General features: G+C 48.1%; 24 protein-coding genes. 11 read left to right on the top strand and 13 right to left on the bottom strand.

The features are described from left to right. Positions 1–15 precede the first annotated feature (15 nt). Both pyrE and rph read right to left on the bottom strand, forming a co-directional pair. Positions 16–660 (bottom strand): orotate phosphoribosyltransferase, encoded by a 645-nt coding sequence (gene pyrE / locus H6995_00975; protein ID MCP5213570.1) that lies wholly within the window; start codon positions 658–660, stop codon positions 16–18. Positions 661–695: 35 nt separating this feature from the next. Next, positions 696–1,412, bottom strand: a complete 717-nt coding sequence (rph, locus tag H6995_00970) for a ribonuclease PH (GenBank protein ID MCP5213569.1) — start codon at positions 1,410–1,412, stop codon at positions 696–698. Positions 1,413–1,529: 117 nt separating this feature from the next. Here rph and H6995_00965 point away from each other — a divergent pair, with 117 nt between their 5' ends. The 10 genes from H6995_00965 to ubiA all read left to right on the top strand — a co-directional run bounded on the left by H6995_00965 (position 1,530) and on the right by ubiA (position 12,376). Further along, positions 1,530–2,396 (top strand): YicC family protein, encoded by an 867-nt coding sequence (locus tag H6995_00965; protein ID MCP5213568.1) that lies wholly within the window; start codon positions 1,530–1,532, stop codon positions 2,394–2,396. A gap of 16 nt (positions 2,397–2,412) precedes the next feature. Beyond that, positions 2,413–3,033 carry a guanylate kinase gene (gene gmk / locus H6995_00960; protein MCP5213567.1) on the top strand — a complete coding sequence of 207 codons (621 nt, stop codon included), beginning with the start codon at positions 2,413–2,415 and terminating at the stop codon, positions 3,031–3,033. A 138-nt stretch (positions 3,034–3,171) separates the two neighbouring features. Continuing rightward, the gene (rpoZ, locus tag H6995_00955; protein ID MCP5213566.1) at positions 3,172–3,528 is read left to right on the top strand and encodes a DNA-directed RNA polymerase subunit omega; all 357 of its coding nucleotides are present in this window, start codon (positions 3,172–3,174) and stop codon (positions 3,526–3,528) included. Positions 3,529–3,728: 200 nt separating this feature from the next. Continuing rightward, the gene (gene spoT / locus H6995_00950; GenBank protein ID MCP5213565.1) at positions 3,729–5,837 is read left to right on the top strand and encodes a bifunctional GTP diphosphokinase/guanosine-3',5'-bis pyrophosphate 3'-pyrophosphohydrolase; all 2,109 of its coding nucleotides are present in this window, start codon (positions 3,729–3,731) and stop codon (positions 5,835–5,837) included. Positions 5,838–5,872: 35 nt separating this feature from the next. Continuing rightward, positions 5,873–6,259, top strand: coding sequence for a RidA family protein (locus H6995_00945; protein MCP5213564.1), 387 nt, complete (start codon positions 5,873–5,875; stop codon positions 6,257–6,259). A gap of 27 nt (positions 6,260–6,286) precedes the next feature. Further along, positions 6,287–7,195 carry a hydrogen peroxide-inducible genes activator gene (locus H6995_00940; GenBank protein ID MCP5213563.1) on the top strand — a complete coding sequence of 303 codons (909 nt, stop codon included), beginning with the start codon at positions 6,287–6,289 and terminating at the stop codon, positions 7,193–7,195. A 10-nt stretch (positions 7,196–7,205) separates the two neighbouring features. Then, positions 7,206–9,320: an ATP-dependent DNA helicase RecG gene (gene recG / locus H6995_00935; protein ID MCP5213562.1), complete on the top strand. Its 2,115-nt coding sequence runs from the start codon at positions 7,206–7,208 to the stop codon at positions 9,318–9,320. Between the two features lie 96 nt (positions 9,321–9,416). Then, positions 9,417–10,814 (top strand): HDOD domain-containing protein, encoded by a 1,398-nt coding sequence (locus tag H6995_00930; GenBank protein ID MCP5213561.1) that lies wholly within the window; start codon positions 9,417–9,419, stop codon positions 10,812–10,814. 85 nt (positions 10,815–10,899) lie between these two features. Then, positions 10,900–11,466, top strand: coding sequence for a chorismate lyase (locus tag H6995_00925; protein ID MCP5213560.1), 567 nt, complete (start codon positions 10,900–10,902; stop codon positions 11,464–11,466). 34 nt (positions 11,467–11,500) lie between these two features. After that, a complete protein-coding gene (gene ubiA, locus H6995_00920; GenBank protein MCP5213559.1) occupies positions 11,501–12,376 on the top strand; it encodes a 4-hydroxybenzoate octaprenyltransferase in 876 nt (291 codons plus the stop codon). 47 nt (positions 12,377–12,423) lie between these two features. Here the strand turns inward: ubiA and H6995_00915 are convergent, their stop codons facing one another. Genes H6995_00915 through rpe form a run of 8 tightly spaced genes read right to left on the bottom strand, consistent with a single transcriptional unit; the run spans position 12,424 to position 19,056 of the window. After that, the gene (locus H6995_00915) at positions 12,424–13,599 is read right to left on the bottom strand and encodes a hypothetical protein (GenBank protein MCP5213558.1); all 1,176 of its coding nucleotides are present in this window, start codon (positions 13,597–13,599) and stop codon (positions 12,424–12,426) included. Then, positions 13,571–14,080, bottom strand: coding sequence for a gamma-glutamylcyclotransferase (locus H6995_00910; protein MCP5213557.1), 510 nt, complete (start codon positions 14,078–14,080; stop codon positions 13,571–13,573). The genes H6995_00915 and H6995_00910 overlap by 29 nt, the downstream gene beginning before the upstream one ends. Further along, positions 14,073–14,459: a hypothetical protein gene (locus tag H6995_00905; protein ID MCP5213556.1), complete on the bottom strand. Its 387-nt coding sequence runs from the start codon at positions 14,457–14,459 to the stop codon at positions 14,073–14,075. Before H6995_00905 ends, H6995_00910 begins: the two co-directional genes overlap by 8 nt. A 27-nt stretch (positions 14,460–14,486) precedes the next feature. After that, a complete protein-coding gene (locus H6995_00900) occupies positions 14,487–15,128 on the bottom strand; it encodes a DUF2959 domain-containing protein (protein MCP5213555.1) in 642 nt (213 codons plus the stop codon). Positions 15,129–15,169: 41 nt separating this feature from the next. Continuing rightward, entirely contained in the window at positions 15,170–16,207 is a 1,038-nt protein-coding gene (trpD, locus tag H6995_00895) for an anthranilate phosphoribosyltransferase (protein ID MCP5213554.1), read from the bottom strand. Between the two features lie 5 nt (positions 16,208–16,212). Then, entirely contained in the window at positions 16,213–16,797 is a 585-nt protein-coding gene (locus H6995_00890; protein MCP5213553.1) for an aminodeoxychorismate/anthranilate synthase component II, read from the bottom strand. Between the two features lie 3 nt (positions 16,798–16,800). Continuing rightward, positions 16,801–18,324, bottom strand: a complete 1,524-nt coding sequence (locus H6995_00885; protein MCP5213552.1) for an anthranilate synthase component I — start codon at positions 18,322–18,324, stop codon at positions 16,801–16,803. A gap of 60 nt (positions 18,325–18,384) precedes the next feature. Continuing rightward, positions 18,385–19,056, bottom strand: a complete 672-nt coding sequence (gene rpe / locus H6995_00880) for a ribulose-phosphate 3-epimerase (GenBank protein MCP5213551.1) — start codon at positions 19,054–19,056, stop codon at positions 18,385–18,387. Between the two features lie 271 nt (positions 19,057–19,327). Between rpe and H6995_00875 the strand changes: the two genes are divergently transcribed. Continuing rightward, positions 19,328–19,903, top strand: a complete 576-nt coding sequence (locus H6995_00875) for a HupE/UreJ family protein (GenBank protein ID MCP5213550.1) — start codon at positions 19,328–19,330, stop codon at positions 19,901–19,903. A gap of 37 nt (positions 19,904–19,940) precedes the next feature. Here H6995_00875 and H6995_00870 read toward each other — a convergent pair whose 3' ends face one another. The 3 genes from H6995_00870 to H6995_00860 are packed head-to-tail and all read right to left on the bottom strand — an operon-like array spanning position 19,941 to position 21,692. Continuing rightward, positions 19,941–20,249 carry a hypothetical protein gene (locus H6995_00870; protein ID MCP5213549.1) on the bottom strand — a complete coding sequence of 103 codons (309 nt, stop codon included), beginning with the start codon at positions 20,247–20,249 and terminating at the stop codon, positions 19,941–19,943. Between the two features lie 15 nt (positions 20,250–20,264). Beyond that, entirely contained in the window at positions 20,265–20,882 is a 618-nt protein-coding gene (locus tag H6995_00865; protein ID MCP5213548.1) for a cytochrome c oxidase subunit 3 family protein, read from the bottom strand. Positions 20,883–20,915: 33 nt separating this feature from the next. After that, positions 20,916–21,692 (bottom strand): CbbQ/NirQ/NorQ/GpvN family protein, encoded by a 777-nt coding sequence (locus H6995_00860; GenBank protein MCP5213547.1) that lies wholly within the window; start codon positions 21,690–21,692, stop codon positions 20,916–20,918. Between the last annotated feature and the right edge of the window lie 10 nt (positions 21,693–21,702).

The following is a 21,702-nucleotide window of genomic DNA, read 5'->3' as shown; positions in this document are numbered from 1 at the left end:
CGGCAGAATATAATTTTAATTCACGCCATAACGAGCGCGATAAGTCTGCAGGTCTTCCAGCAAACCAGAAACGTCCGCTCGTTCATTAAAGTAGTCCACCAGATCGTTGAGGTTAATAATGCTGATAACAGGAATACCGAAGTCCCGCTCCACCTCTTGGATAGCAGAGAGTTGTCCCTGACCTTTTTCTTGTCGATTCAACGCAATGACTACGGCGGCGGGAGTTGCACCATTCTGCTTGATTAGTTGCATTACCTCACGGATTGCCGTACCGGCGGTTATCACATCATCGATAATTAAAATCCTGCCACGCATTGGCGCCCCGACTAGCTGTCCACCTTCACCGTGTTGTTTTTTCTCTTTGCGGTTAAAGACGTAGGGGATATCTAAATGATACTCATTAGCCAATGCCACTGCTGTAGTAGCCACCAAAGGTATACCTTTATAAGCGGGACCGAGCATGACGTCATACTTTATTCCAGACGCTTGTATCGCAGAGGCATAAAAACGCCCTAATTGAGCAAGTGCTGCACCGCTATTAAAAAGACCGGCATTAAAAAAATAAGGACTTATCCGTCCTGATTTTAGGGTGAACTCGCCAAAACACAACACCTGCTGTTTAATAGCGAAATCAATAAAGCTACGTTGATAATCCTGCATCAATCATTAATCCAACAGATTTAAATGAATATAGTTTATTTCTCTAGTGCTAGTTGCTGCAGGGTAACAAGCTCGGCAATCCCCTGCTGCGCCAGCATTAACATTCCCTGTAGCTCTTCTGCGCTAAAGGCGCCGTCTTCAGCTGTCCCCTGCACCTCCACGAAGCCTGCCTGTTCGGTCATGATAACATTCATGTCTGTTTGCGCCTTGGAGTCTTCGGCGTAATCCAAATCCAACACCGGCTGCCCCTGATAAATACCCACAGAGACGGCGGCGATCAAATGTTTGATCGGATTTTCTTTGATTTTGCCTCGTTCCATCAACAGTTTTACGGCATCTACCAGCGCCACACAGCCACCAGTAATGGCCGCAGTGCGGGTGCCTCCATCGGCTTGAATAACATCACAATCGATAACAATAGTATTTTCACCCAACTTTTTCAGATCTATCGCAGCACGCAGGGAACGGCCTATGAGGCGCTGAATCTCCACAGTGCGACCACCTTGTTTACCGCGCGCAGCTTCTCGCCCCATACGCGAACCAGTAGAGCGCGGCAACATGCCATATTCAGCGGTGATCCAACCTTCCCCTTTGCCCTTTAAAAAGCTTGGCACGCCAGAATCAATACTCGCCGTGCAGATCACTTTGGTATCGCCAAACTCCACTAATACCGAGCCCTCTGCATGTTTAGTATAGCCGCGGCTAATGTTGATTGGTCTTAATTGATCTGTCGTTCTACCGCTTGGACGCATGCGTTTTTCCTGTCTCTGGTCAACATAAAGTGCAGCATTATACCCTGTTCTAGCGGTATAATGTTGCTGGATTTTAGAAACCGCGTAACCACAAAAACCTGCCTTTAGGGAGTTTTAATGACCATCAGTATGACCGCCTTTGCGCGCCAGGAAGCACAAACTGAATGGGGTGTATTAATCTGGGAAATACGATCAGTTAACCATCGTTACTTAGAAACGCAGTTTCGCTTACCGGAAAACTTTAGAGAGTTAGAGCCACCGTTACGTGAATTACTACGCAAAAAATTATCCCGCGGCAAAATAGAATCAAGTTTGTTTTACCGCAACACCAACGAAGATTCCGCAAGTTTAAAAATTGACACGGAGCTTCTTAACCAGCTGCAACAAGCCTTAGCCCAAGTCAGCCAACATACGGGGGCAGCGGAAAGCTGTAATTCTCTGGAGTTGTTAAAGTGGCCAGGGGTTTTACAAACGGCTGACATCGAATATGACAAGGTTAAGAAAACGGCCTTTCAGCTTTACCAAGATGCACTCAAACAACTGGTGGATATGCGCAAACAAGAAGGGAGCGCTCTCGCTAAATTTATTGAGCAACGGCTGGCAAGCATCGACAAAGTAACCACCGATATTCGGGGTAAAATCCCCAAGGTGCTGGATCAGCAAAAACAAAGACTGATCAGTCGCTATGAAGAACTGTGCATCAATCTTGATTCTTCACGTATTGAGCAAGAAATGGCTCTGCTGATACAGAAAGCTGATGTAGAGGAGGAACTTGACCGCTTAAAAACGCATGTTAAGGAAGTCAAACGCACCTTAAAACAATCCGGTGCCGTTGGCCGCCGCTTGGATTTTTTGATGCAGGAACTTAACCGCGAAGCTAACACGCTTTCATCTAAAGCGATTGATACCGATATTACTCAAGCAGCAGTGGAGCTTAAGGTTTTAATTGAACAGATGCGTGAGCAAATCCAAAACATAGAATAGGAAGACAATGGGTATAATGACAAATCCCCCCGGTACACTTTTTATCATCTCCGCTCCTTCTGGAGCCGGAAAGACCAGTTTAGTGCGCGCGCTGATCGAAAAAGTGCCTTCCATTGTGGTCTCCGTTTCTTTCACAACTCGACCAAAACGGGCGGGCGAGGAAGATGGCGTTCATTATAATTTCGTTTCAAAACAAACCTTTGAAGAAATGCTAGAACAAAGTGATTTTCTGGAATACGCCACGGTCTTTGGCAACAAATATGGCACCTCGCAAAGCCGCGTTGAGAAACAGCTAGCAGCAGGCCAGGATGTTATTTTGGAAATTGACTGGCAGGGTGCTGCACAGGTGCGCCGGTTAATGCCGGCAAGCGTGGGCATTTTTATTTTGCCACCCTCCAAGCAAACGCTCAGAGCCCGGCTGGAATCTCGCGGACAGGATGATCAGTCAACCATTGAGCATCGTACGGCGCAGGCGGTGGATGAAATGTCCCATTATGCAGAGTATGACTATCTGCTGGTCAACGATCAGTTCGATGAAGCACTGCGACAACTTATCGCTATTGTGGAGTCTCGTCGTCTTTCCATCACCAAGCAACAAAGCGCGCTCAAAGAGTTACTCTCTGAGCTGTTGGCATAGCATTATTATGCTTAAGGAAGCCCTGATTAAGTCCTTATGTTTGACGGGAACACACTAAATTAAGTAAACTTGCCGCCCTAATTTGGGAACCTCCCAATTGGGCGGATAACTGAATCACACCTCCAAGGTAATTAAAGTATGGCGCGTATCACTGTAGAAGATTGTTTGGGTAACGTTGAAAATCGTTTTGAACTGGTAATGCTGGCCACCAAGAGAGCGCGTCAAATAGCGACCGGTGGCAAAACACCGTTGGTCAAGGAAGACAGCGATAAACCTACGGTAATCGCTTTACGTGAAATTGCCGAAGGCTTGATAACCCCGGCACTGCTGAAGCAATCCAACAAATTCGATGACGACGAATATGAAATGGATGTCTTCGAAGAAAAAGTCAGCCCTGTTGACGCGGATATTGATTTAGAACTATCGCAAGTGCTAGCGCAAACAGATATCGACGAAGCCGATGAAGTTAATGATTCCGATCAGGAAGAGGAATAACTCACTTAACACTCCCATCATATCCGCTTTTCTGGCGCCGTTTACCGATAATTGAAACGGCGCTGTCGAGATTTGAACCAGCAGCCCTAAATAATCTCGCTTGCCTCTAGCAAATTCCGCCACCCTTTGATAGTTTCATGTCATAGTTGCTAAAGCCTGAGTCTGGGCTTCACGTATGCTATTTGTTTTCGGAGCGGGCCTTGCTGTCAATCTTAGAGTTTTCAGACCAACTAATCAGCTATCTTGAGCCTGATCAAATTGATCAGGTGAAGCATGCCTACTATTATGCCGAGCAGGCGCACGATGGTCAGCTCCGCCAATCAGGCGATCCCTACATCACTCACCCTCTCGCGGTCGCCAAAATTCTTGCCGAAATGCAGATGGATCATCAAAGTTTGATGGCCGCATTGCTCCATGATGTCATTGAGGATACGGGTGTTAGTAAGGCAGCACTGGCGAAACAGTTTAATACGACAGTGGCCGAGCTGGTGGACGGGGTTAGTAAATTAACCCATTTGGAGTTTGAAACCATCGCCGAAGCGCAGGCGGAAAATTTCCAGAAAATGGCGCTCGCTATGGCGGAAGATATTCGTGTCATCCTGATTAAACTGGGAGACCGGCTGCATAATATGCGTACGCTAAATGCGTTGAACCCTGAAAAACGCCGCCGCATAGCCCGCGAAACACTCGATCTTTATGCGCCAATTGCGAACCGCCTTGGTATGAATAACGTTCGCATAGAGTTGGAGGAGCTAGGTTTCAAAGCACTGCACCCAATGCGCGCCGAGCGCATTCAGCAGGCCGTCAAAAAAGCCCGGGGCAATCGCAAAGAGATTCTCAGTCAAATTCAAACTGCGCTCTCCGACTGTTTAGAACAAGAGGGTTTGCCGGGTCGGGTGATAGGTCGTGAAAAACATCTTCATGGTATTTATCAAAAAATGCGAGCACGCGGCAAATCCTTTAATGACATTATGGATGTCTATGCGTTTCGTATCATTACCGACACGGTGGATGACTGTTATCGTATTCTAGGGGCTGTACACAATCTCTATAAGCCGGTGGAAGGTCGCTTCAAGGATTATATTGCAATTCCCAAGGGCAACGGCTACCAGTCCCTGCACACAACACTTTTCGGCATGCACGGCGTACCCATAGAGATTCAGATTCGCACCCGCGAAATGGAAGAAATGGGCAACAATGGCATCGCCGCCCATTGGCTCTATAAAAGTAACGGGGATACTGATCATAACCATGTGCGCGCCCGACAATGGGTAAAGGATTTGCTGGAAATGCAGCAACGCGCCGGTAACTCCCTTGAATTTATTGAAAACGTTAAGACTGAACTGTTCCCACATGAGGTTTACGTATTTACCCCAAAGGGAAAAATTTTGGAGGTACCACTTGGCGCTACACCGGTTGATTTTGCCTATGCCGTACACACGGATATCGGTAATACCTGCGTTGCCTGTCGTATTAACCGTCGACTAGCACCACTGAGCACGCCATTGCAAAGCGGCCAAACCGTCGAGATTATTACCGCACCGAGCGCTCGCCCCAATCTCGCTTGGCTTAACTTCGTCATCACCGGTAAAGCCCGCAGCGGTATTCGCCACTTCCTCAAACACCAAAAACATTCTGAGGCAATTGCGTTAGGCAAACGGCTATTAAGTAAAGCATTGCTGGACATGAATGTTGCGCTCGAAAACCTTACCGAGGAACAAATCGGGAAAATATTACAAAGTCCCGGTGCTTCCTCAATGCAAGATATCTATGCTGATATCGGGCTAGGTGATCGTATGGCTTACGCGATAGCACGCTTGCTCGTTGATGGCCATCAGGGAACCTCATCAAAACAAAAATCCTCATCGAATTTCACCATCCAAGGCACTGAAGGCATGGTGGTAAGTTTTGCCAAATGCTGTCATCCCATCCCCGGTGATCCTATAATTGGCCACCTCAGTGTCGGCAAGGGCATGGTCATTCACCGTGAAACGTGCCGCAATATTAAGGAATACAGAAATAATCCGGAAAAATGTGTACTGGTCAACTGGGATGATAAAGTGGTGGGTGAATTCAATGTCGCTCTGCGCATTGAAGTGATTAACCAAAGAGGTATCGTCGCCAGTATTGCGACTCTGGTGACCGCTGCAGACGCCAATATTGAAAAAATCAGTATCGAAGAAAAAGATGCCAGGTTGAGTCTTCTCCATATGGAATTATATGTTAAAGACCGCCTTCACTTGGCACGGGTGATGCGTAGAATCCGCAACAATAATGCGGTCAACCGAATTTCACGAGCCCGCAACTAAAACAATCAATTACCCTCTATTATCAAGGAGTCATAATGAGCAATCGTTCTGTCATTTCAACCTCAAACGCACCAGCAGCCATCGGCACCTATTCGCAGGCAGTCAAAGCCGGAAATACCGTTTATCTTTCAGGCCAAATTCCGCTGGATCCAAGTACGATGACGCTGGCCGTTGGTATTGAAAACCAAATCGAGCAAGTGTTTAAAAATTTATCAGCAGTCGCAGAAGCTTCGGGCGGTGGATTGAAGGATATTGTTAAGCTTAATATTTTCCTCACCGATCTAAGTCACTTCGCGCTCGTCAATGAAACCATGGCAAAATATTTCAGTCAGCCTTATCCGGCCCGCGCCGCCATTGGCATCAACAGTCTACCCAAAGACTCGTTGGTTGAAATGGACGCGATCCTAGTGCTCAGCGAATAATAGTCACCTGTTTAAGGCATCCGATCAGTGACCCTGACAGAACTACGTTATCTCGTATCACTCGCCCGATTAAAACATTTCGGGCGTGCTGCTGAATATTGTCATGTCACACAGCCCACACTCAGTATCGCCGTCAAGAAATTGGAGGAAGAACTGGGGGTGCCGCTTTTCGAGCGCCTTAAAAACACAGTCCATCTGACACCGCAGGGGCAACAAATTGTAAAACAAGCCGAACGGGTATTGGGTGAAGCCGATATCTTGCAGGCCCTCGCGCAAGCAAACCAAGATCCACTCAAAGGTTCTCTGAAACTCGGGGCTATTTTCACCATCGGCCCGTACCTCTTTCCTCACATTATTCCACAATTACAAAAGCTCGCACCGGAAATGCCGCTCTACATCGAAGAGAACTACACGGCAAAATTGCGGGAAAAACTCAGGTTGGGCGAACTGGATGTGATTATTATCTCGTTACCCTTTACTGAGCAGGACGTATTGACACAAACGCTTTACGATGAACCCTTTGTGCTCTTGCTTCCGCCAAGCCATGCCTTATCAGCGGAAGCAACAGTTGCCTGCGAAGCACTGAATGCGGAGCAGTTGTTGCTCTTGGGGGAAGGCCATTGCTTTCGGGACCAGGTATTACAGGCCTGCCCAAACATTCAGCACAAATACGGAGAATCGAAGGATGCGGCGAGTATCACCGAAGGTAGCTCCCTCGAAACCTTGCGTCATATGGTAGCCTCTGGAATGGGCATTACCGTCCTGCCGCAAATGGCAGCCGGAGATAACAGCTATGCGGCAGGATTACTCACTACCCGCCCATTTACGGCCCCGTCGCCAAAACGCACTGTTGCCCTGGCCTGGCGCACAAGTTTTACCCGCCCACAGGTCATCGATGTACTCAATCAGGCGATCCGAGCCTGTCAGTTATTCTAAAGTTTTAACCATGACTGCTGCGCCGTCTCTGAGTCAGATACTCATTTCGCAATTGAACGGGGTCGGACCAAGCACCGCCATGAGATTAGAGCGGCTAAACATTTTTAGCGTACAGGATATGCTATTCCATTTGCCTAGTCGCTACCAAGACCGCACTCGTATTACACCCATCGGCGCTTTACGCGACGGCATGGAGGTGCTGATTGAAGGTACCGTTCTCATCAGTGATACGGTGCGTGGTAAGCGCCGTAGCTTACTGTGCCGAATCGAAGACAATAGCGGTGTCACCAGTTTACGATTTTTTCATTTTTCCAGCGCGCAAAAAAACCAATTGCAGCGGGGCGCCAAAATCCGCTGCTTTGGTGAAGTACGTCGAGGTATTACTGGGCTGGAACTCTATCACCCAGAGTATCAGCGATTAAGTGACAGCCATAACACCAATGAAGCCGACCAACTCGAGCAATACTTGACCCCCATTTATCCAACCACCGAAGGTATTAGTCAAAACAAGCTGCGCCAGCTAGCCCAACAGTCGCTAGGGCTGCTGGATCAACAGGGCACACTAGAGGAATTGCTACCCTTAACCGATACTAGCCGTTTCCCCTCCCTGGGTATCGCCCAGACTATCCATTTTCTTCATCAACCTCCCGTACAGGAGATTTCGGAGAGGGACAAACAGTTACTTGAGCAGCGTCGCCATCCTTTACAACAAAAATTGGCGCTTGAGGAACTGGTGGCACATCAGCTTAGTTTGCTTCGTGTTAGACGCAAGGTCCGCGCACTCAGGGCACCCCAGTTTCCAATAAAAAATAATTTTGCGCACCAGCTATTAGCCTCGCTACCCTTTCAATTAACCACTGCTCAACAACGCGTCATTCAAGAAATCGCAGCCGACCTAGCCATAGCACAACCGATGTTGCGTCTATTACAAGGGGATGTGGGGTCCGGTAAAACTCTGGTGGCCGCAATGTCTGCGCTCCAGGCCGTCGCCACCGGATATCAGGTTGCACTGATGGCACCGACAGAAATATTAGCGGAGCAGCACTTTAAAAACTTTCAGCAATGGATGGAACCGCTTGCTCTGCGTATCGCCTGGCTTAGCGGTAAACAGAGTGCCAAATTACGGCGCGAACAACAGGAAATTGTCAGCAACGGCATGGCTAATATCATTATCGGTACACACGCGTTATTTCAGAAGGACGTTCATTTCAAGCAACTGGGGTTGGTCATTATCGACGAACAACATCGTTTTGGTGTACACCAGCGTTTAGCGTTGAGGGAAAAAGGTGTTGCCCGCCGATTGGTTCCTCATCAGCTTATTATGACCGCAACCCCGATTCCACGCACCTTAGCCATGTGCGCCTATGCCGACCTGGATATTTCGGTTATCGACGAACTACCGCCAGGCCGACTACCTATTGAAACCTTGCTAATTAGCGATGCCCGTCGCCAACAGGTTATTGATCGTGTTCGTAATGCCTGCACTCAAGGACGGCAGGTTTACTGGGTTTGCACGCTGATTGAGGAGTCGGAGGTGCTGCAATGTCAAGCAGCACAAGCAACTGCGGAACTATTACGCAAAGTACTGCCGGAGCTGCACATTGGATTAATTCACGGGCGTTTAAAAGCTGACGAAAAAACCACTATGATGCAACAATTTGCAGCCGGAGAAATTCATGTTTTGGTAGCGACTACCGTCATTGAAGTTGGCGTGGACGTGCCCAACGCCAGTCTGATGATTATTGAAAACCCAGAGCGCTTAGGGCTAGCGCAACTGCACCAGTTACGTGGCCGGGTTGGACGTGGTCGTGAACAGAGCTATTGCGTTCTCATGTACTCCGCTGCACTTAGCCAAGACAGCAAACAGCGCCTAGCCATCATGCGCCAATCCCAGGACGGCTTTGTTATTGCTGAAAAAGACCTCGAATTACGCGGCCCTGGTGAAGTGTTAGGAACACGCCAAACCGGCATAATGCAGTTTAAAATCGCCGACCTTCAGCGTGACCAAGGCTTAATACCTATCGCGCATGAATGCGCACAACGGGTGATGCATGAAAAGTCATCTACAATAACAACCCTAATTCAGCGCTGGTTGGCCTCGGACAAAGAATATGGACAGGTCTAAGCATAGGAAATAACCCATATAACTTGTGCGTGAATAATAAAAAATAAGCTAAACTTGAACTGATCATCAGTTACTTCGAACAGAGAGGTTGGAAGTTTGGATATTCCAGGGAATATTGCCAATAAACTTGAAAATTTAGGCATTCAATACAGTCTTGAAAAGTACCACGACGATTTATTGGCAGCACGCTTGCAGCGTGCTAATTCTCGTCTTACTCAACTTGCCAGGGTATCGTTCCTGCAGTCTGCCAACGAAAAAATTCAGCTGATTACTTCCGCCAGTTCCCTTTGTCGTCTCGACATGATCATTGAGCAGATCAATCAGGCAGTCACGGCAGTAACGCCCGAATTTGAGAGAAGGTTAATTGATTCGAAAAAACTAGATGTGTTTACGGCCCTTCCTCAAGCATCCGACTACCGGGTGTTAGTAGACTCGGGATTATTCGAGGCAGAGAAAATATATCTCCCGTGCGGTATAAAGGGCACGTACCTGCTGGTTTCAGACAGCGATTTCAAAAAATTAGTATCCGGCCATGAAATTATCAGTGCTGATCTTCCACTTGAAAAATTAGAGCTCAACCTGGAACAGCCGGAGTCGGATTCCGAACAGTTACATAAAGCCATTCGCAGCTATACCTCCCGCAAAATAGCAAAAAATCTCAGCGAAACCTTAGATATCCCGCCTTTATCGCACACCGCACAAAAAGTGATTAGCCTTAGTGCGAACCCTAATGCCGAGGCTGATGAACTGGTCGCTATCGTTGAGCAGGATCCCAGTCTTACCGCACAAGTGGTCGGTTGGGCCGCCTCCCCCTATTATTCTGCGCCAGGTAGGGTTCGCTCGATTCGCGATGCGATCATACGCGTGTTGGGCTTTGAGCTAGTGATGAGTTTAGCAATGGGATTAGCGGTGGGGAAAACTTTACAGGTACCCAAGGAGTGCCCAAGAGGAGCATCCGCTTTCTGGCGACAATCGATTTATTGCGCTATCGCAATGGAAAAACTAAACCGCCACCTTCCTCCCGAAAACCGAGTAGCATCGGGGCTTTGCTATATTGCCGGACTGCTGAACAATTTTGGTTATTTAATTCTTACGCACGTTTTTAAATCTCATTTTATTCAGCTATGCCGCTATCAGGAAGTTAACCGCCACCTTCATCCTAGCCTTATTGAAACCTATTTGCTGGGTATATGCCGTGATCAAATGAGTGGCCAATTGATGCAATACTGGAACCTGCCGGATGAAATTTCTACAGCGTTACGGTTTCAGCAGGTTGCCGACTACCAAGGCGAGCACCATATTTATGCCAATCTGTGTTTTATCGCCCAGCGATTGCTGGCGGCTAAAGGTATTGGCGATAGCCCGGCAAGCATCATTCCCGTTCAACTTTATGAACGACTGGGGCTTACCCCTTCCAGTATTGAGCAGGTCATCGAAGAACTTTTTAGTTCATCCGTTGAAATAGACGCCATGACGTCTGTGTTCACCAGCTAGCACTCTTCGACAGCCGCGAGACAACTCAATAGAAGCTCTTTATAATGCCCGGCTTTAATTGGCCGACCATGGTTGTGTACCTCCATTGAAAAGTCCCTCTCCTTTCGCATTGACTCATTGGCGTAGTTATAAAAGAGTTCCTGGCATTGGTCTCGATCCGTTTTGGCGGTCATGGCTTTTAGACCGGGGCTCTCTTACCGAACGCTTAGTCCGCGCCACGGAAGGTAATTTTTTTGTGCGGGTAACACAGCAAGGCTGGCTACGACCTCATTTGTCCGAAGCGACACGGCTAAGAATCAAACCGGGACAGATAGCGCTGGTAAGAGAAGTTCAACTCGTGTGCCACAAAGAAGCCTGGGTGCACGCACGCAGCGTATTCCCGCTCAGCACGCTATCCGGCAGCCTGGGTTATTTGAGAAACCTCGGTAATAAATCTCTAGGGAGTCTGTTATTTAAAGATCCCAGCCTGAAAAGAACTCTATTTGAGATCGCCTCCATGAGAAATTACCCTATTGGTTCGCCGGAACAGTCTCTTGCTGATTCAACTCTTTGGGGCCGTCGCTCACTATTTTATGTACAACAAATGCCAATTCTTGTAACCGAGATTTTTTTGCCCGCGTTAAAGGCGCATATGGAACAACATCAGTTATAATTTGCGGCGACGCCAATAAAATATAAGAACTGTTATGACTCTATCGTCATCCTTAAAAAACCAGCTAGGCGATTATGCCCGCCTTATGCGTTTAGACAAACCCATTGGTACTTACCTGTTACTTTGGCCGACCCTCTGGGCGTTATGGATTGCGGCGGATGGCTTTCCCAGCGAGCGGGTACTCATTATTTTTGTGCTTGGCGTGATCTGTATGCGCGCCGCTGGTTGCATCATTAACGATTTTGCCGACCGCAAAATTGATCACCAGGTAGAACGTACACGTGAACGCCCATTAACCACGGGCAAAGTTTCCGTCGCTGAAGCTAGCATCCTCTTCGCAGTGCTGGTGGCAACGTCACTTTATTTGGTGCTGTTAACCAATACCCTAACCATAGGACTGTCATTTATTGCCATCCTACTCACTGCGACCTATCCCTTTATGAAGCGCTACACCTACTTACCGCAGGTGGTGCTGGGGGCAGCATTTTCTATGTCAATCCCTATGGCGTTTGCCGCCGAGACCAACGCCGTTCCCCTAATTGCCTGGTTGGTTTATACGGCGAACGTGTTATGGACTGTGGTATATGACACCATCTACGCAATGGTAGATCGTGATGATGACCTAAGAATTGGCGTCAAATCCACTGCCATTCTATTTGGAGAAGCCGATAAGTTAATTATTGGAATCTTGCAGCTACTGACACTGACAGCACTCGCGGCAACTGGTTATCAACTAAATATGGGGCACTGGTTCTATGCCAGTCTAGTTTTGGTTAGTCTGATTTTCCTTTATCACCAGTACCTAATGAAGGATAGGGAACGTAGCCTTTGTTTTCGGGCGTTTCTACATAATCATTGGGTCGGCATGATTATATTCATCGGTATCCTTTTGAACTACGGCTATCAATAAATTCCCTAGCGTACATGACGAAAACACTTTCGTCCGTGGGCTGCCGCTTAATACCCCTGCGCACTAATCCGCCCTAGCGGTGTTAGGCGATAGGCCAGGTCATCCTGCGCAAAGCGTTCACGCAAAGTCACTAATGCTTGTGCAAATTCATCGCTGAGTAAACGGGCTATACCAGCTCCGGTAGTCGCGTCCCGCTCAATCTGTGTACCTAGAAAATAGGTGTTCAGTTCGTTCTGAAACAATATCGGACATCCGGAAGACCCCGGCTCAGAAATACAGCTATGTATACCTAACTGAGCGGTTACCCTGCCCGCATAATAGTCCAACACTCCCGCATTTGTTGGGTAAATTCGGCACTGCTCTTGATAGAGCGATGGCATAACGTCCTGATCACTCTGATGATAACAATAGAGACTCACCGCTAAACCCGCCTCCGGTAGCGCGCTAGTGCTGACAGCCTGAAATGAAGACTCAGTGTAATCTTTGCCACAGTAAAGTTTATCCGCAATTAGCAGTGTCCAATCCTGCTCTGGCTGCGTAGGCGATTGGATAGGCAACACCTCTACCAGGGTAAGCTGTTCGCCCCTCAAGCGAATGCTTAACTCCGCCAACGGCGCTCGCATAGTTCCATCGGCGTCGATCACATTATGTCCGGCAGTCGCCAACCCCAACTGACATTCACTTTGCGCTAACAGGAAAGCAGCACCCTCCCAGCGCACTCCCCCATACTCACCCACAAAGCTGGCGACACGCTCTAAGGAGTCCGTCAGTGAGAACTGGTGAGCAGTTACCTTAGTACGATGATCCTGCTGCTCTAGCTCCGTAATAGCGTTCAGTAGCGCCACAATATCTACCGTCTTTAATTCAGAATACCGCTCCATAAAAACAAAGCTTTTACCCTGCCCAACAACTTGCTGGACAAAGCTTTGCCGGAAACTTTGCTCATCAAGATGAGCGAGCAATACCGTAAAAGATTGTGGGTGTGACAACGCCCAGTCAACCAACAAAGCCATCACCTCAGAATCATTGCACAACCGTTGCAATCGTTTGATGCTTGCTGTTTGCCAATTAGCGGGGGGAAGTATTACGAACTGTTCAAGCCTTTGTTGCGCATCCACTAGGCTTTGTATCGATGACTGCCTTTGTAAATCACAGGCAAGACTAACCAGCAACAAGGTCAGCAAACACAGCACTTTAACGCATGCAGGTAAGTAACTGCTCATTTTTTTGATGACGCTCGATATCTTCATCCTGAATTGACTCAACTCGGGCTATTTGTTCGATAAGGTGCGCCGGAAAGGCATGGTATAGAGCACCAAGATACACCAGTTCTTTATACCAGTGATAAGGTTTAAGCTGAGGGTCGATATAATCATCTTCGGCAATATAGGCAAATGCCGAAAGCATCTCTCCGGCCAAGCAAACACTAAGCGTATCGACGCGGTATCCAAGACCTTCAATCTCATCCAGAGTAGGTTTCTCCGCAGCCCGCATTTGAAATAGCGCACCCGGTAATTGATGCTCTGGATTACCACTAAACAAAGCATTACATTTAGCCGACCCATCTGCACCTCTTTTGTGAAAGGCTAGCTGATAGTTTGGTAGCAGGGCGATACCCAAGAAGCGGCTAGAGGGAATACGCGCAGCCAGCCGTGCGGGGTGTAAATTGGAGCCATAGGCGTAGTAAAGCAGATGATCAGGCACAGGTTTCGGCTTCTTTGCGAAACCATCCTAAGGCTGCCGCATGATCCCTGAAAATCGCTAATTTCAAACCGGCGCGCATTGCTTTAATATGGAATTTTCTGCCGACCCCCATGGCGATATCGTTGCCAATAATAAAAGCGTAACGTTCGACAAAGGCCGCTGTCTGCCCAGCGAACACCTCCACTAAGGCGTCCATTTCGCGCACGAAAAATGCCCGACGAATCTCTCTCGCGTCAATCAGTGCTGTTATTTTACTCGCCACATTGGGATCATTTTGAACTTCATCCAGCGTCTCTTTAATATCTCTAATATTGATGACATCGTAAATTCGCACAAACACGATATTACTCTTCGGATCAATATCATAGCTTATAGCCATTCAACCCTCTCCAACACCCCAACTAGTTCAATTACTGAGCGATTCAATATAGGCATTGGACGCATCAATCGACTTTTGCATTTCCCGCACCAAGCGCGACACATCAGCACGCACACTCACCAATTCACTTTTCAATGACGCCACCGCTTTTGCGTTAAGACTATGTTTTAAAAAGAGCACTTGATCCTTAAATGCCGCTAGCACAGGTGCAATTTTTGACTCCGCCTTGCGCATGGCCTTAATCAATCCTGCGTAGCGTTTTTTTGCTTCTGCCAGTTCACGCTGTTTCATACCCTTGTATTTATCGCTGCTATATTCTTCCAGCTCCGCTTCCCATTCTTCAAACAAAGCATTGGCGACATCATCTACCGCTTCAATATGGTCATGTACCACCGCAGCCTTCTTTTCACTTTTTTCATATTCATCATTGAGCGCTTCATACTGCTTTTCCAGGTCGCCACCATCAAAATTGACCACTTCGCTGAATCGCTCCAAAGCAGACTTGAACTGTTCCTGTGTTTCGATTTGACTGTCGCGCGCCTCCTCAACCCGATCGACCAGAATTTCGCGCTTATGCACGCCAAACTTCTCCATCGTGTTGTAATAAGCTTGCTGGCATCCCGTTAAGCTAAACGCCAACAAAACCGCCATTGGTAATTTGATTCCCATGATATAACTCCTGGCTACACTACTGATGTACGCTAACTTTCTTACGCACTCTCGAAACAATCAGAAAAACTGACTAATTCTCGTATCTTTTCCCGGGCCAAGCCGCCGCCTATCGCGTCCTGCGCCATCACCACACCTTGCGCCAAATCACTCGCGACGCCTGCCGCATAGATCGCCGCGCCCGCATTTAACGCAATTAGATCGGCGGCCTTTTGCGCCACCTCCGACTCTTCTTGCTCCAACGCACTATAGATCAGCGCCAGCGACTGACTTGAGCTATCGACACAAAGTCCAGACAAACTATGGCTCGTTATACCAAAGTCTTCGGGCGCAATCTCATATTCTTTAATCTTTCCTTGATAGAGCTCAACCACATGAGTGGGTTGTGCCAGACTGATTTCATCAAGACCATCATGGGAATGTACCACTAACACATGTTCACTTCCCAACTGCTGTAGTACCTGGGTAACCGGCAAACATAATTTTTTGTCGAATACCCCAATGACCTGATTGACCACCCCGGCTGGATTCGTCATCGGCCCGACCATATTAAATAGCGTGCGAATACCCAGAGCTTTACGCGGAGCCGCTGCATAGCGCATTGCGCCATGATGTGCGGGGGCATACATAAAGCCGACGCCCACTTCTTCGATACAACGCGCCACCTGCTCCGGTGTTAATTGAATATTAATTCCCGCTGCCTGCAACAGATCTGCACTGCCGCTAGAACTGGAAACCGAATGATTACCATGCTTGGCAACCTTTGCACCCGCCGCTGCGGCAACAAAAGCACTGGCGCTGGAGACGTTAAACAGATTGGCGCCATCGCCGCCAGTGCCGACAATATCAACCAAATGATCACCCCTGACTGTAACGGGTGTGACCAGCTCTCGCATCACGCTGACCGTACCCAGAATTTCATCCAGGGTTTCACCCTTCATGCGCAATGCCACCAGGAACCCGGCAATCTGTGGCTCGCTCGCTTGGCCTGACAAAATCTGACGCATCACCTCAGCTATCTGTTTCGCCGTCAGGTTTTGCCTGTCGACCAGTTGACCAATCGCCGTTTGAATATTCATACTAACTAAGGAGAGTTCGTTATAAAGTTTCTGAGCAGATCATGTCCGTGCTCAGTCAGTATCGATTCAGGATGAAACTGCACGCCTTCAATCGCCAAGGATTTATGGCGAACCCCCATAATTTCATCTATCGATCCATCGGCATTGGCCGTCCAAGCAGTGACTTCCAAACAGTCCGGTAGGCTTACCTTTTCAATGACTAACGAATGATAACGTGTTGCTTCAAAGGGGTTTTTCAAATCCTTAAAGACGCCTTGATTTCGATGATGAATCATTGATGTTTTGCCATGCATCACCTGGCGGGCACGAACAATTTTACCGCCAAAAGCTTGACCAATGGATTGATGTCCCAGACAAATACCCAGGATCGGTTTTTTACCCGCAAAGTGTTCAATCGTGGCAACGGATATGCCCGCTTCGTTGGGCGTACAGGGGCCGGGCGAGATTACAATACGTTCCGGGTTCAGACCTTCTATCTCGGCGATGGTTATCTCATCATTACGGTAAACCTGCACGTCTGCACCCAGCTCGCCCAAATATTGCACCACATTGTAGGTGAAGGAGTCATAGTTATCGATCATTAGTAACATAAACTAACCCTGTCCCACATTATCGTTACTTTCTGTTTCCGTATGCGCCATCGCGACCGCACGAAACATGGCGCGCGCCTTATTCATGGTCTCTTTCCATTCCAGTTTTGGTACCGAATCCGCCACCACACCGCCACCGGCCTGGACATAAAGCATTTTATCTTTGATTACCGCCGTACGGATGGCGATGCAGGTATCCATATTATCTTGCCAGGAAATATAGCCTACCGCGCCGCCGTATACACCGCGCTTGACCGGCTCGACCTCATCGATAATTTCCATCGCACGAATCTTCGGCGCACCGCTAAGCGTACCCGCTGGGATAGTTGCCCGTAACACATCAATCGCCGATAGCCCCGGTTTAATCTCACCAACTACATTAGAAACAATGTGCATGACATGAGAGTAACGCTCTACCACCATCTTATCCGTGACCCGGACGCTACCCGTTTTGGCGACACGGCCAACATCATTGCGGCCCAGATCAATTAACATTAAATGCTCGGCAATTTCCTTCGGATCGCTCAATAAATCCTGCTCCATAGCCAGATCATCCGCTTCCGTTTTGCCGCGCCGCCGAGTGCCGGCAATAGGCCGCACTGTGATTTCACCATTCTCAACCCGCGTTAGCACTTCCGGTGAGGCCCCCACCACATAAAAATCACCCAGGTTCAGATAAAACATATAGGGTGAAGGATTAAGGTTTCTAAGGGCTCGATAAAGGTTAATCGGCTCTGCTTCGAAGGGAATAGTCATCCGCTGTGAAGGCACCACCTGCATGATATCTCCCGATAGTGCGTACTCTTTAATTTTTTCTACTGCGGCTTCGTATTCGGGTTGGGTGAAATCCGACTTAAATTCGCTTTCGCTGATCGGCAGTTTATCCGCTGCCATATTCACTACATCCAAATTAATTTCCGCCAGCAAAGGCGAAGGTTCCGGCAACTTCGAGACTAGATAATCCAGCCGTTGTTGTGCCAGCTGATAAGCATCCGGTACTGCCGGATCGACATGAATAATAAGACTCAGGGTGCCTGCCAGGTTATCGAACACCAACACCTCATCCGACAACATCAACACAATGTCCGGATTCCCTATCTTATCCTGTGGCATTGACGCCTTGAGACGCGGCTCGATATAACGCACCGTGTCATAACCGAAATAACCAGCCAAACCACCATTATAACGTGGACTATCATCGAGCTGAGCCACCCGGTATCGCGCCTGAAATTCCTTCACAAACTCAAATGGATCGGCATGCTCTAGCGATTCCACCAATTCGCCATCGGTTTCAACACTGATTTGATAGCCCCGTACTTTTATGACCGTACGACAAGGCAAACCAATAATCGAATAACGCCCCCATTTTTCACCGCCCTGTACCGACTCAAACATATAGGAGTAGGGACCAGACGCCAACTTCAGGTAGGAACTTAAGGGTGTGTCCAAATCCGCCAGCACTGTGCGCGTAATGGGTATGCGGTTATAGCCCTCGGTAGTGAGCTGGGCAAAATATTCGGGGGTCATCAGAAAACGTATTCCTTGTTACTTTAACGTCGATCGACGGGTACTTGTTACGGGCAATAATTAACTCACTTGGGCGAGCGCGTCACGCATATTTTGTATCGTTTGCTGATAATCGCCGCTCCCAAAGATCGCTGATCCGGCAACGAAAGTATCTGCGCCGGCTTTAGCAACCTCGGCAATATTATTAACACCGATACCACCATCGACCTCGAGTCGGATATCCAAACCGCTGGCAGCAATCAGTTCACGTACCCGCTGAATTTTTTTGTAGGTACCGGGGATAAATTTTTGTCCACCAAAGCCAGGGTTTACGGACATCAGCAGAATCATATCTAGCTTATCCATCACCTCCTCAAGACAGCTCAAAGAGGTCGCCGGATTCAACGCCAAACCGGCTTTACAGCCGCCATCGCGAATCAGTTGCAACGAGCGATCAATATGTTCCGAAGCTTCCGGGTGAAAGGTTATATAGGAAGCCCCCGCATCGATAAAATCACCAATAATTCGGTCCACGGGTTTGACCATCAAATGGACGTCAATCGAGGCAGTGATGCCGTATTTGCGCAGCGCTTCGCACACCATCGGACCGATCGTAAGATTAGGCACGTAATGGTTGTCCATCACATCAAAGTGCACGATATCAGCGCCCGCCGCAAGCACCGTATCGACTTCTTCACCTAAACGCGCAAAGTCCGCAGAAAGGATGGAGGGTGCAATCAAATAGTCAGCCATATGATTTCTGTTCGCCCGTTAATTACCAAAATAAGCGCCCTATTCTACACACAAAAAAACACGTCGTATATTTGCTTGGGCGAATGAGTAACAGTAACTGCTGTCACAGGGAAAATGACTTAAAACCCTTGAAATAATTTCAGTATTTTTTATAACGAGCCAGCTGTATGCGGGGCGGCATCAAAGCCCGTCTTATTTTGCTTCAAACTAAAAAGTTTCATGCAATTCTTATTACTTCGCCTAGAATATCTTAGATACCCAAGGAGAGCAGATGAAAAAGATCATACCCCCACTAACGATTGGATTACTTTTCCCAAGCTTAGCTTACGCTCATGGAACTGGTTACGGTGGAGGGTTTATGGCGGGCCTGAATCATCCGGTGCTCGGATTGGATCACCTCTTAGCTATGATCAGCGTCGGTATCTTAAGTGCTCAAATGGGCGGACGAGCTATTTGGAGCGTTCCAGCTACTTTTGTATTTGTTATGTTAATTGGCGCGATAATGGGAATGCGGGGTATACAATTAGTTTCCGTTGAACATGGCATCGCCTTTTCCGTATTGGCTCTTGGCTTTGCACTTGTTGCCGAAAAGAAACTCTCACCAATATTGGCAATGACCTTTGTGGGCTTTTTCGCCATTTTTCACGGTCATGCACATGGCTCTGAAATGCCCTACTTGGCCAAGCCTGTACTATATGCATCCGGATTTGTTGTCGGGACTGCCGGTATTCATATCGCTGGCGTTTTGATAGGTGTCTTTGCAAAAAAATTCAACAATGGCGCTCAGTTCCTGCGCTATGTTGGGGCAGGTATTGTCGGCATCGGTTTTCACCTTATCATTATGTGAATACCTGATGATCGATCTATTCCAGGCATAATATTCACTAAAGCGTCGTCACCCGTACTACCAAATCTGGAAACAAAATCGCCCCCCCGATCAAAATAGGCAGGACGACAAAATATGCCAACATCAACCAACGGGCATTCCCAATGGCCGTATAAAGCCCCATCAGTCTTTCTGTCACTAACGAGCCTTTTACGGCAAAGGAGATGCAGACAAAAACAACCAGGAGTGCGCCGGAAGCACCCTGCTCCGCAAATGCCGCGCTGAACAAAGTAAGGGCCAACAGCAGGCCCCAAACCAGCGTGAGTTGTTTATTCTGCTCGCGGAGTTTTAGCAACAACGATGCCACTTCGATTTACCTCTTTTAACACAGCACATACAGCAATGGGAAAATAATAATCCAGGCCAGGTCAATCATGTGCCAATAACTCGCCGCACTTTCCAGGCCTTCGTGACTCTTCTCATCATAGGCATTCATCTGGGTACGAATAGTTACGAACAAAATAGTACACATACCGACCAGCACGTGTAACAAATGATTGAACGTCAGATAATAATAGAGCGAAAAGAAAACATTGGTTTTCGAATCGATGCCCTGACTATGATTCCAATAGTACTCCCAGCCTTTGATGGCGCAGTATCCAGCGCCCGCCGCCAAGGTCAGCCATAGCCATTTCAGGCAGGCATCGCGCTGCCCTGCTTTAATGCTCGAAATCGCCCGCGCAATAAAATAGCTACTGCTGATTAACACGAGCGTATTGAGTACACCAGCGAGCGTATTGAGCTGACTAGGCCCAACTGCAAAAATATCCTGATTATGGGAACGCACTACCAAGAAGACGATGAAAAATAGTGCAAATTCGGTTAGCTCGGCATAGATCAATATCCAAATAGCGATATTGCCCGGCGTTTTTTTAACCCTTTCCCCTGACGTTGGTTGTGGCCAAGCCGCGGCAACTACCGCCTGATTCAAGCCAGTCATATTAGCGCTTCCATAGGACCACAGACATTTGCCTTAGAAGTGGGCATCGATTAACTTATTCAACGCCGCCAGCGTTTCCAATTCATCGGTGAGCGGCTCCGCCATGCAGGCCACGCAGGCTTCTTTTACTGGCAGCCCAGATTTAATCATCAGTGCGGTATATATCAGTAAGCGCGTCGACGCCGCCTCTTCCAAGTCATGCTCTTTGAGCCTGCGTAAATCGTTCGCCAGCATCACTAACTGGTGGGCCAATGCCGTTTCCACCCCGCTTTCTTGGGCGACAATCTCTGTTTCGAGTGCTATCTTCGGGTAATCAAAACTCAGTGCAACAAAGCGCTGACGGGTGCTGGGCTTGAGTCCTTTCATTAGATTCTGATAACCAGGGTTATAGGAAATCACCAGCATAAAATCTGGATGCGCCTTCAACAGCTCTCCGGTTCTTTCCAGTGGTAACACGCGCCGGTGATCTGCCAAAGGATGCAAAACCACCGTAGTATCTTTGCGTGCTTCCACCACTTCATCCAGATAGCAGATGGCTCCTTCACGAACCGCTTTGGTTAGTGGGCCGTCCTGCCAATAGGTCCCTGCGGCGCCAATCAAATGCCGTCCTACCAGGTCAGAAGCAGTCAGGTCATCATGACAAGCGATAGTGTATACAGGGCGCTCCAGCTGCTGTGCCATGTATTCAACAAAGCGGGTTTTACCACAACCAGTCGGCCCTTTAAGTAGGACTGGCAAGCCGTTTTGGGCCGCTTGATTAAAAATTTCAATCTCTCGCCCTTGCGCTAAATAATTGATCGTTTCGTTCATACTGACACCT

Source organism: Pseudomonadales bacterium, assembly GCA_024234615.1.
Taxonomy (GTDB): Bacteria; Pseudomonadota; Gammaproteobacteria; order Pseudomonadales; family IMCC2047; genus JAJFKB01.
This window is presented reverse-complemented; position numbering and strand designations above follow the sequence as displayed.

Coding starts and splice junctions, on each gene's coding strand:
- pyrE (MCP5213570.1), bottom strand. CDS start 660: ATGCAGGATTATCAACGTAGCTTTATTGATTTCGCTATTAAACAGCAG.
- rph (MCP5213569.1), bottom strand. CDS start 1,412: ATGCGTCCAAGCGGTAGAACGACAGATCAATTAAGACCAATCAACATT.
- H6995_00965 (MCP5213568.1), top strand. CDS start 1,530: ATGACCATCAGTATGACCGCCTTTGCGCGCCAGGAAGCACAAACTGAA.
- gmk (MCP5213567.1), top strand. CDS start 2,413: ATGACAAATCCCCCCGGTACACTTTTTATCATCTCCGCTCCTTCTGGA.
- rpoZ (MCP5213566.1), top strand. CDS start 3,172: ATGGCGCGTATCACTGTAGAAGATTGTTTGGGTAACGTTGAAAATCGT.
- H6995_00945 (MCP5213564.1), top strand. CDS start 5,873: ATGAGCAATCGTTCTGTCATTTCAACCTCAAACGCACCAGCAGCCATC.
- recG (MCP5213562.1), top strand. CDS start 7,206: ATGACTGCTGCGCCGTCTCTGAGTCAGATACTCATTTCGCAATTGAAC.
- ubiA (MCP5213559.1), top strand. CDS start 11,501: ATGACTCTATCGTCATCCTTAAAAAACCAGCTAGGCGATTATGCCCGC.
- H6995_00915 (MCP5213558.1), bottom strand. CDS start 13,599: ATGAGCAGTTACTTACCTGCATGCGTTAAAGTGCTGTGTTTGCTGACC.
- H6995_00905 (MCP5213556.1), bottom strand. CDS start 14,459: ATGGCTATAAGCTATGATATTGATCCGAAGAGTAATATCGTGTTTGTG.
- H6995_00900 (MCP5213555.1), bottom strand. CDS start 15,128: ATGGGAATCAAATTACCAATGGCGGTTTTGTTGGCGTTTAGCTTAACG.
- trpD (MCP5213554.1), bottom strand. CDS start 16,207: ATGAATATTCAAACGGCGATTGGTCAACTGGTCGACAGGCAAAACCTG.
- H6995_00890 (MCP5213553.1), bottom strand. CDS start 16,797: ATGTTACTAATGATCGATAACTATGACTCCTTCACCTACAATGTGGTG.
- H6995_00885 (MCP5213552.1), bottom strand. CDS start 18,324: ATGACCCCCGAATATTTTGCCCAGCTCACTACCGAGGGCTATAACCGC.
- rpe (MCP5213551.1), bottom strand. CDS start 19,056: ATGGCTGACTATTTGATTGCACCCTCCATCCTTTCTGCGGACTTTGCG.
- H6995_00875 (MCP5213550.1), top strand. CDS start 19,328: ATGAAAAAGATCATACCCCCACTAACGATTGGATTACTTTTCCCAAGC.
- H6995_00865 (MCP5213548.1), bottom strand. CDS start 20,882: ATGACTGGCTTGAATCAGGCGGTAGTTGCCGCGGCTTGGCCACAACCA.
- H6995_00860 (MCP5213547.1), bottom strand. CDS start 21,692: ATGAACGAAACGATCAATTATTTAGCGCAAGGGCGAGAGATTGAAATT.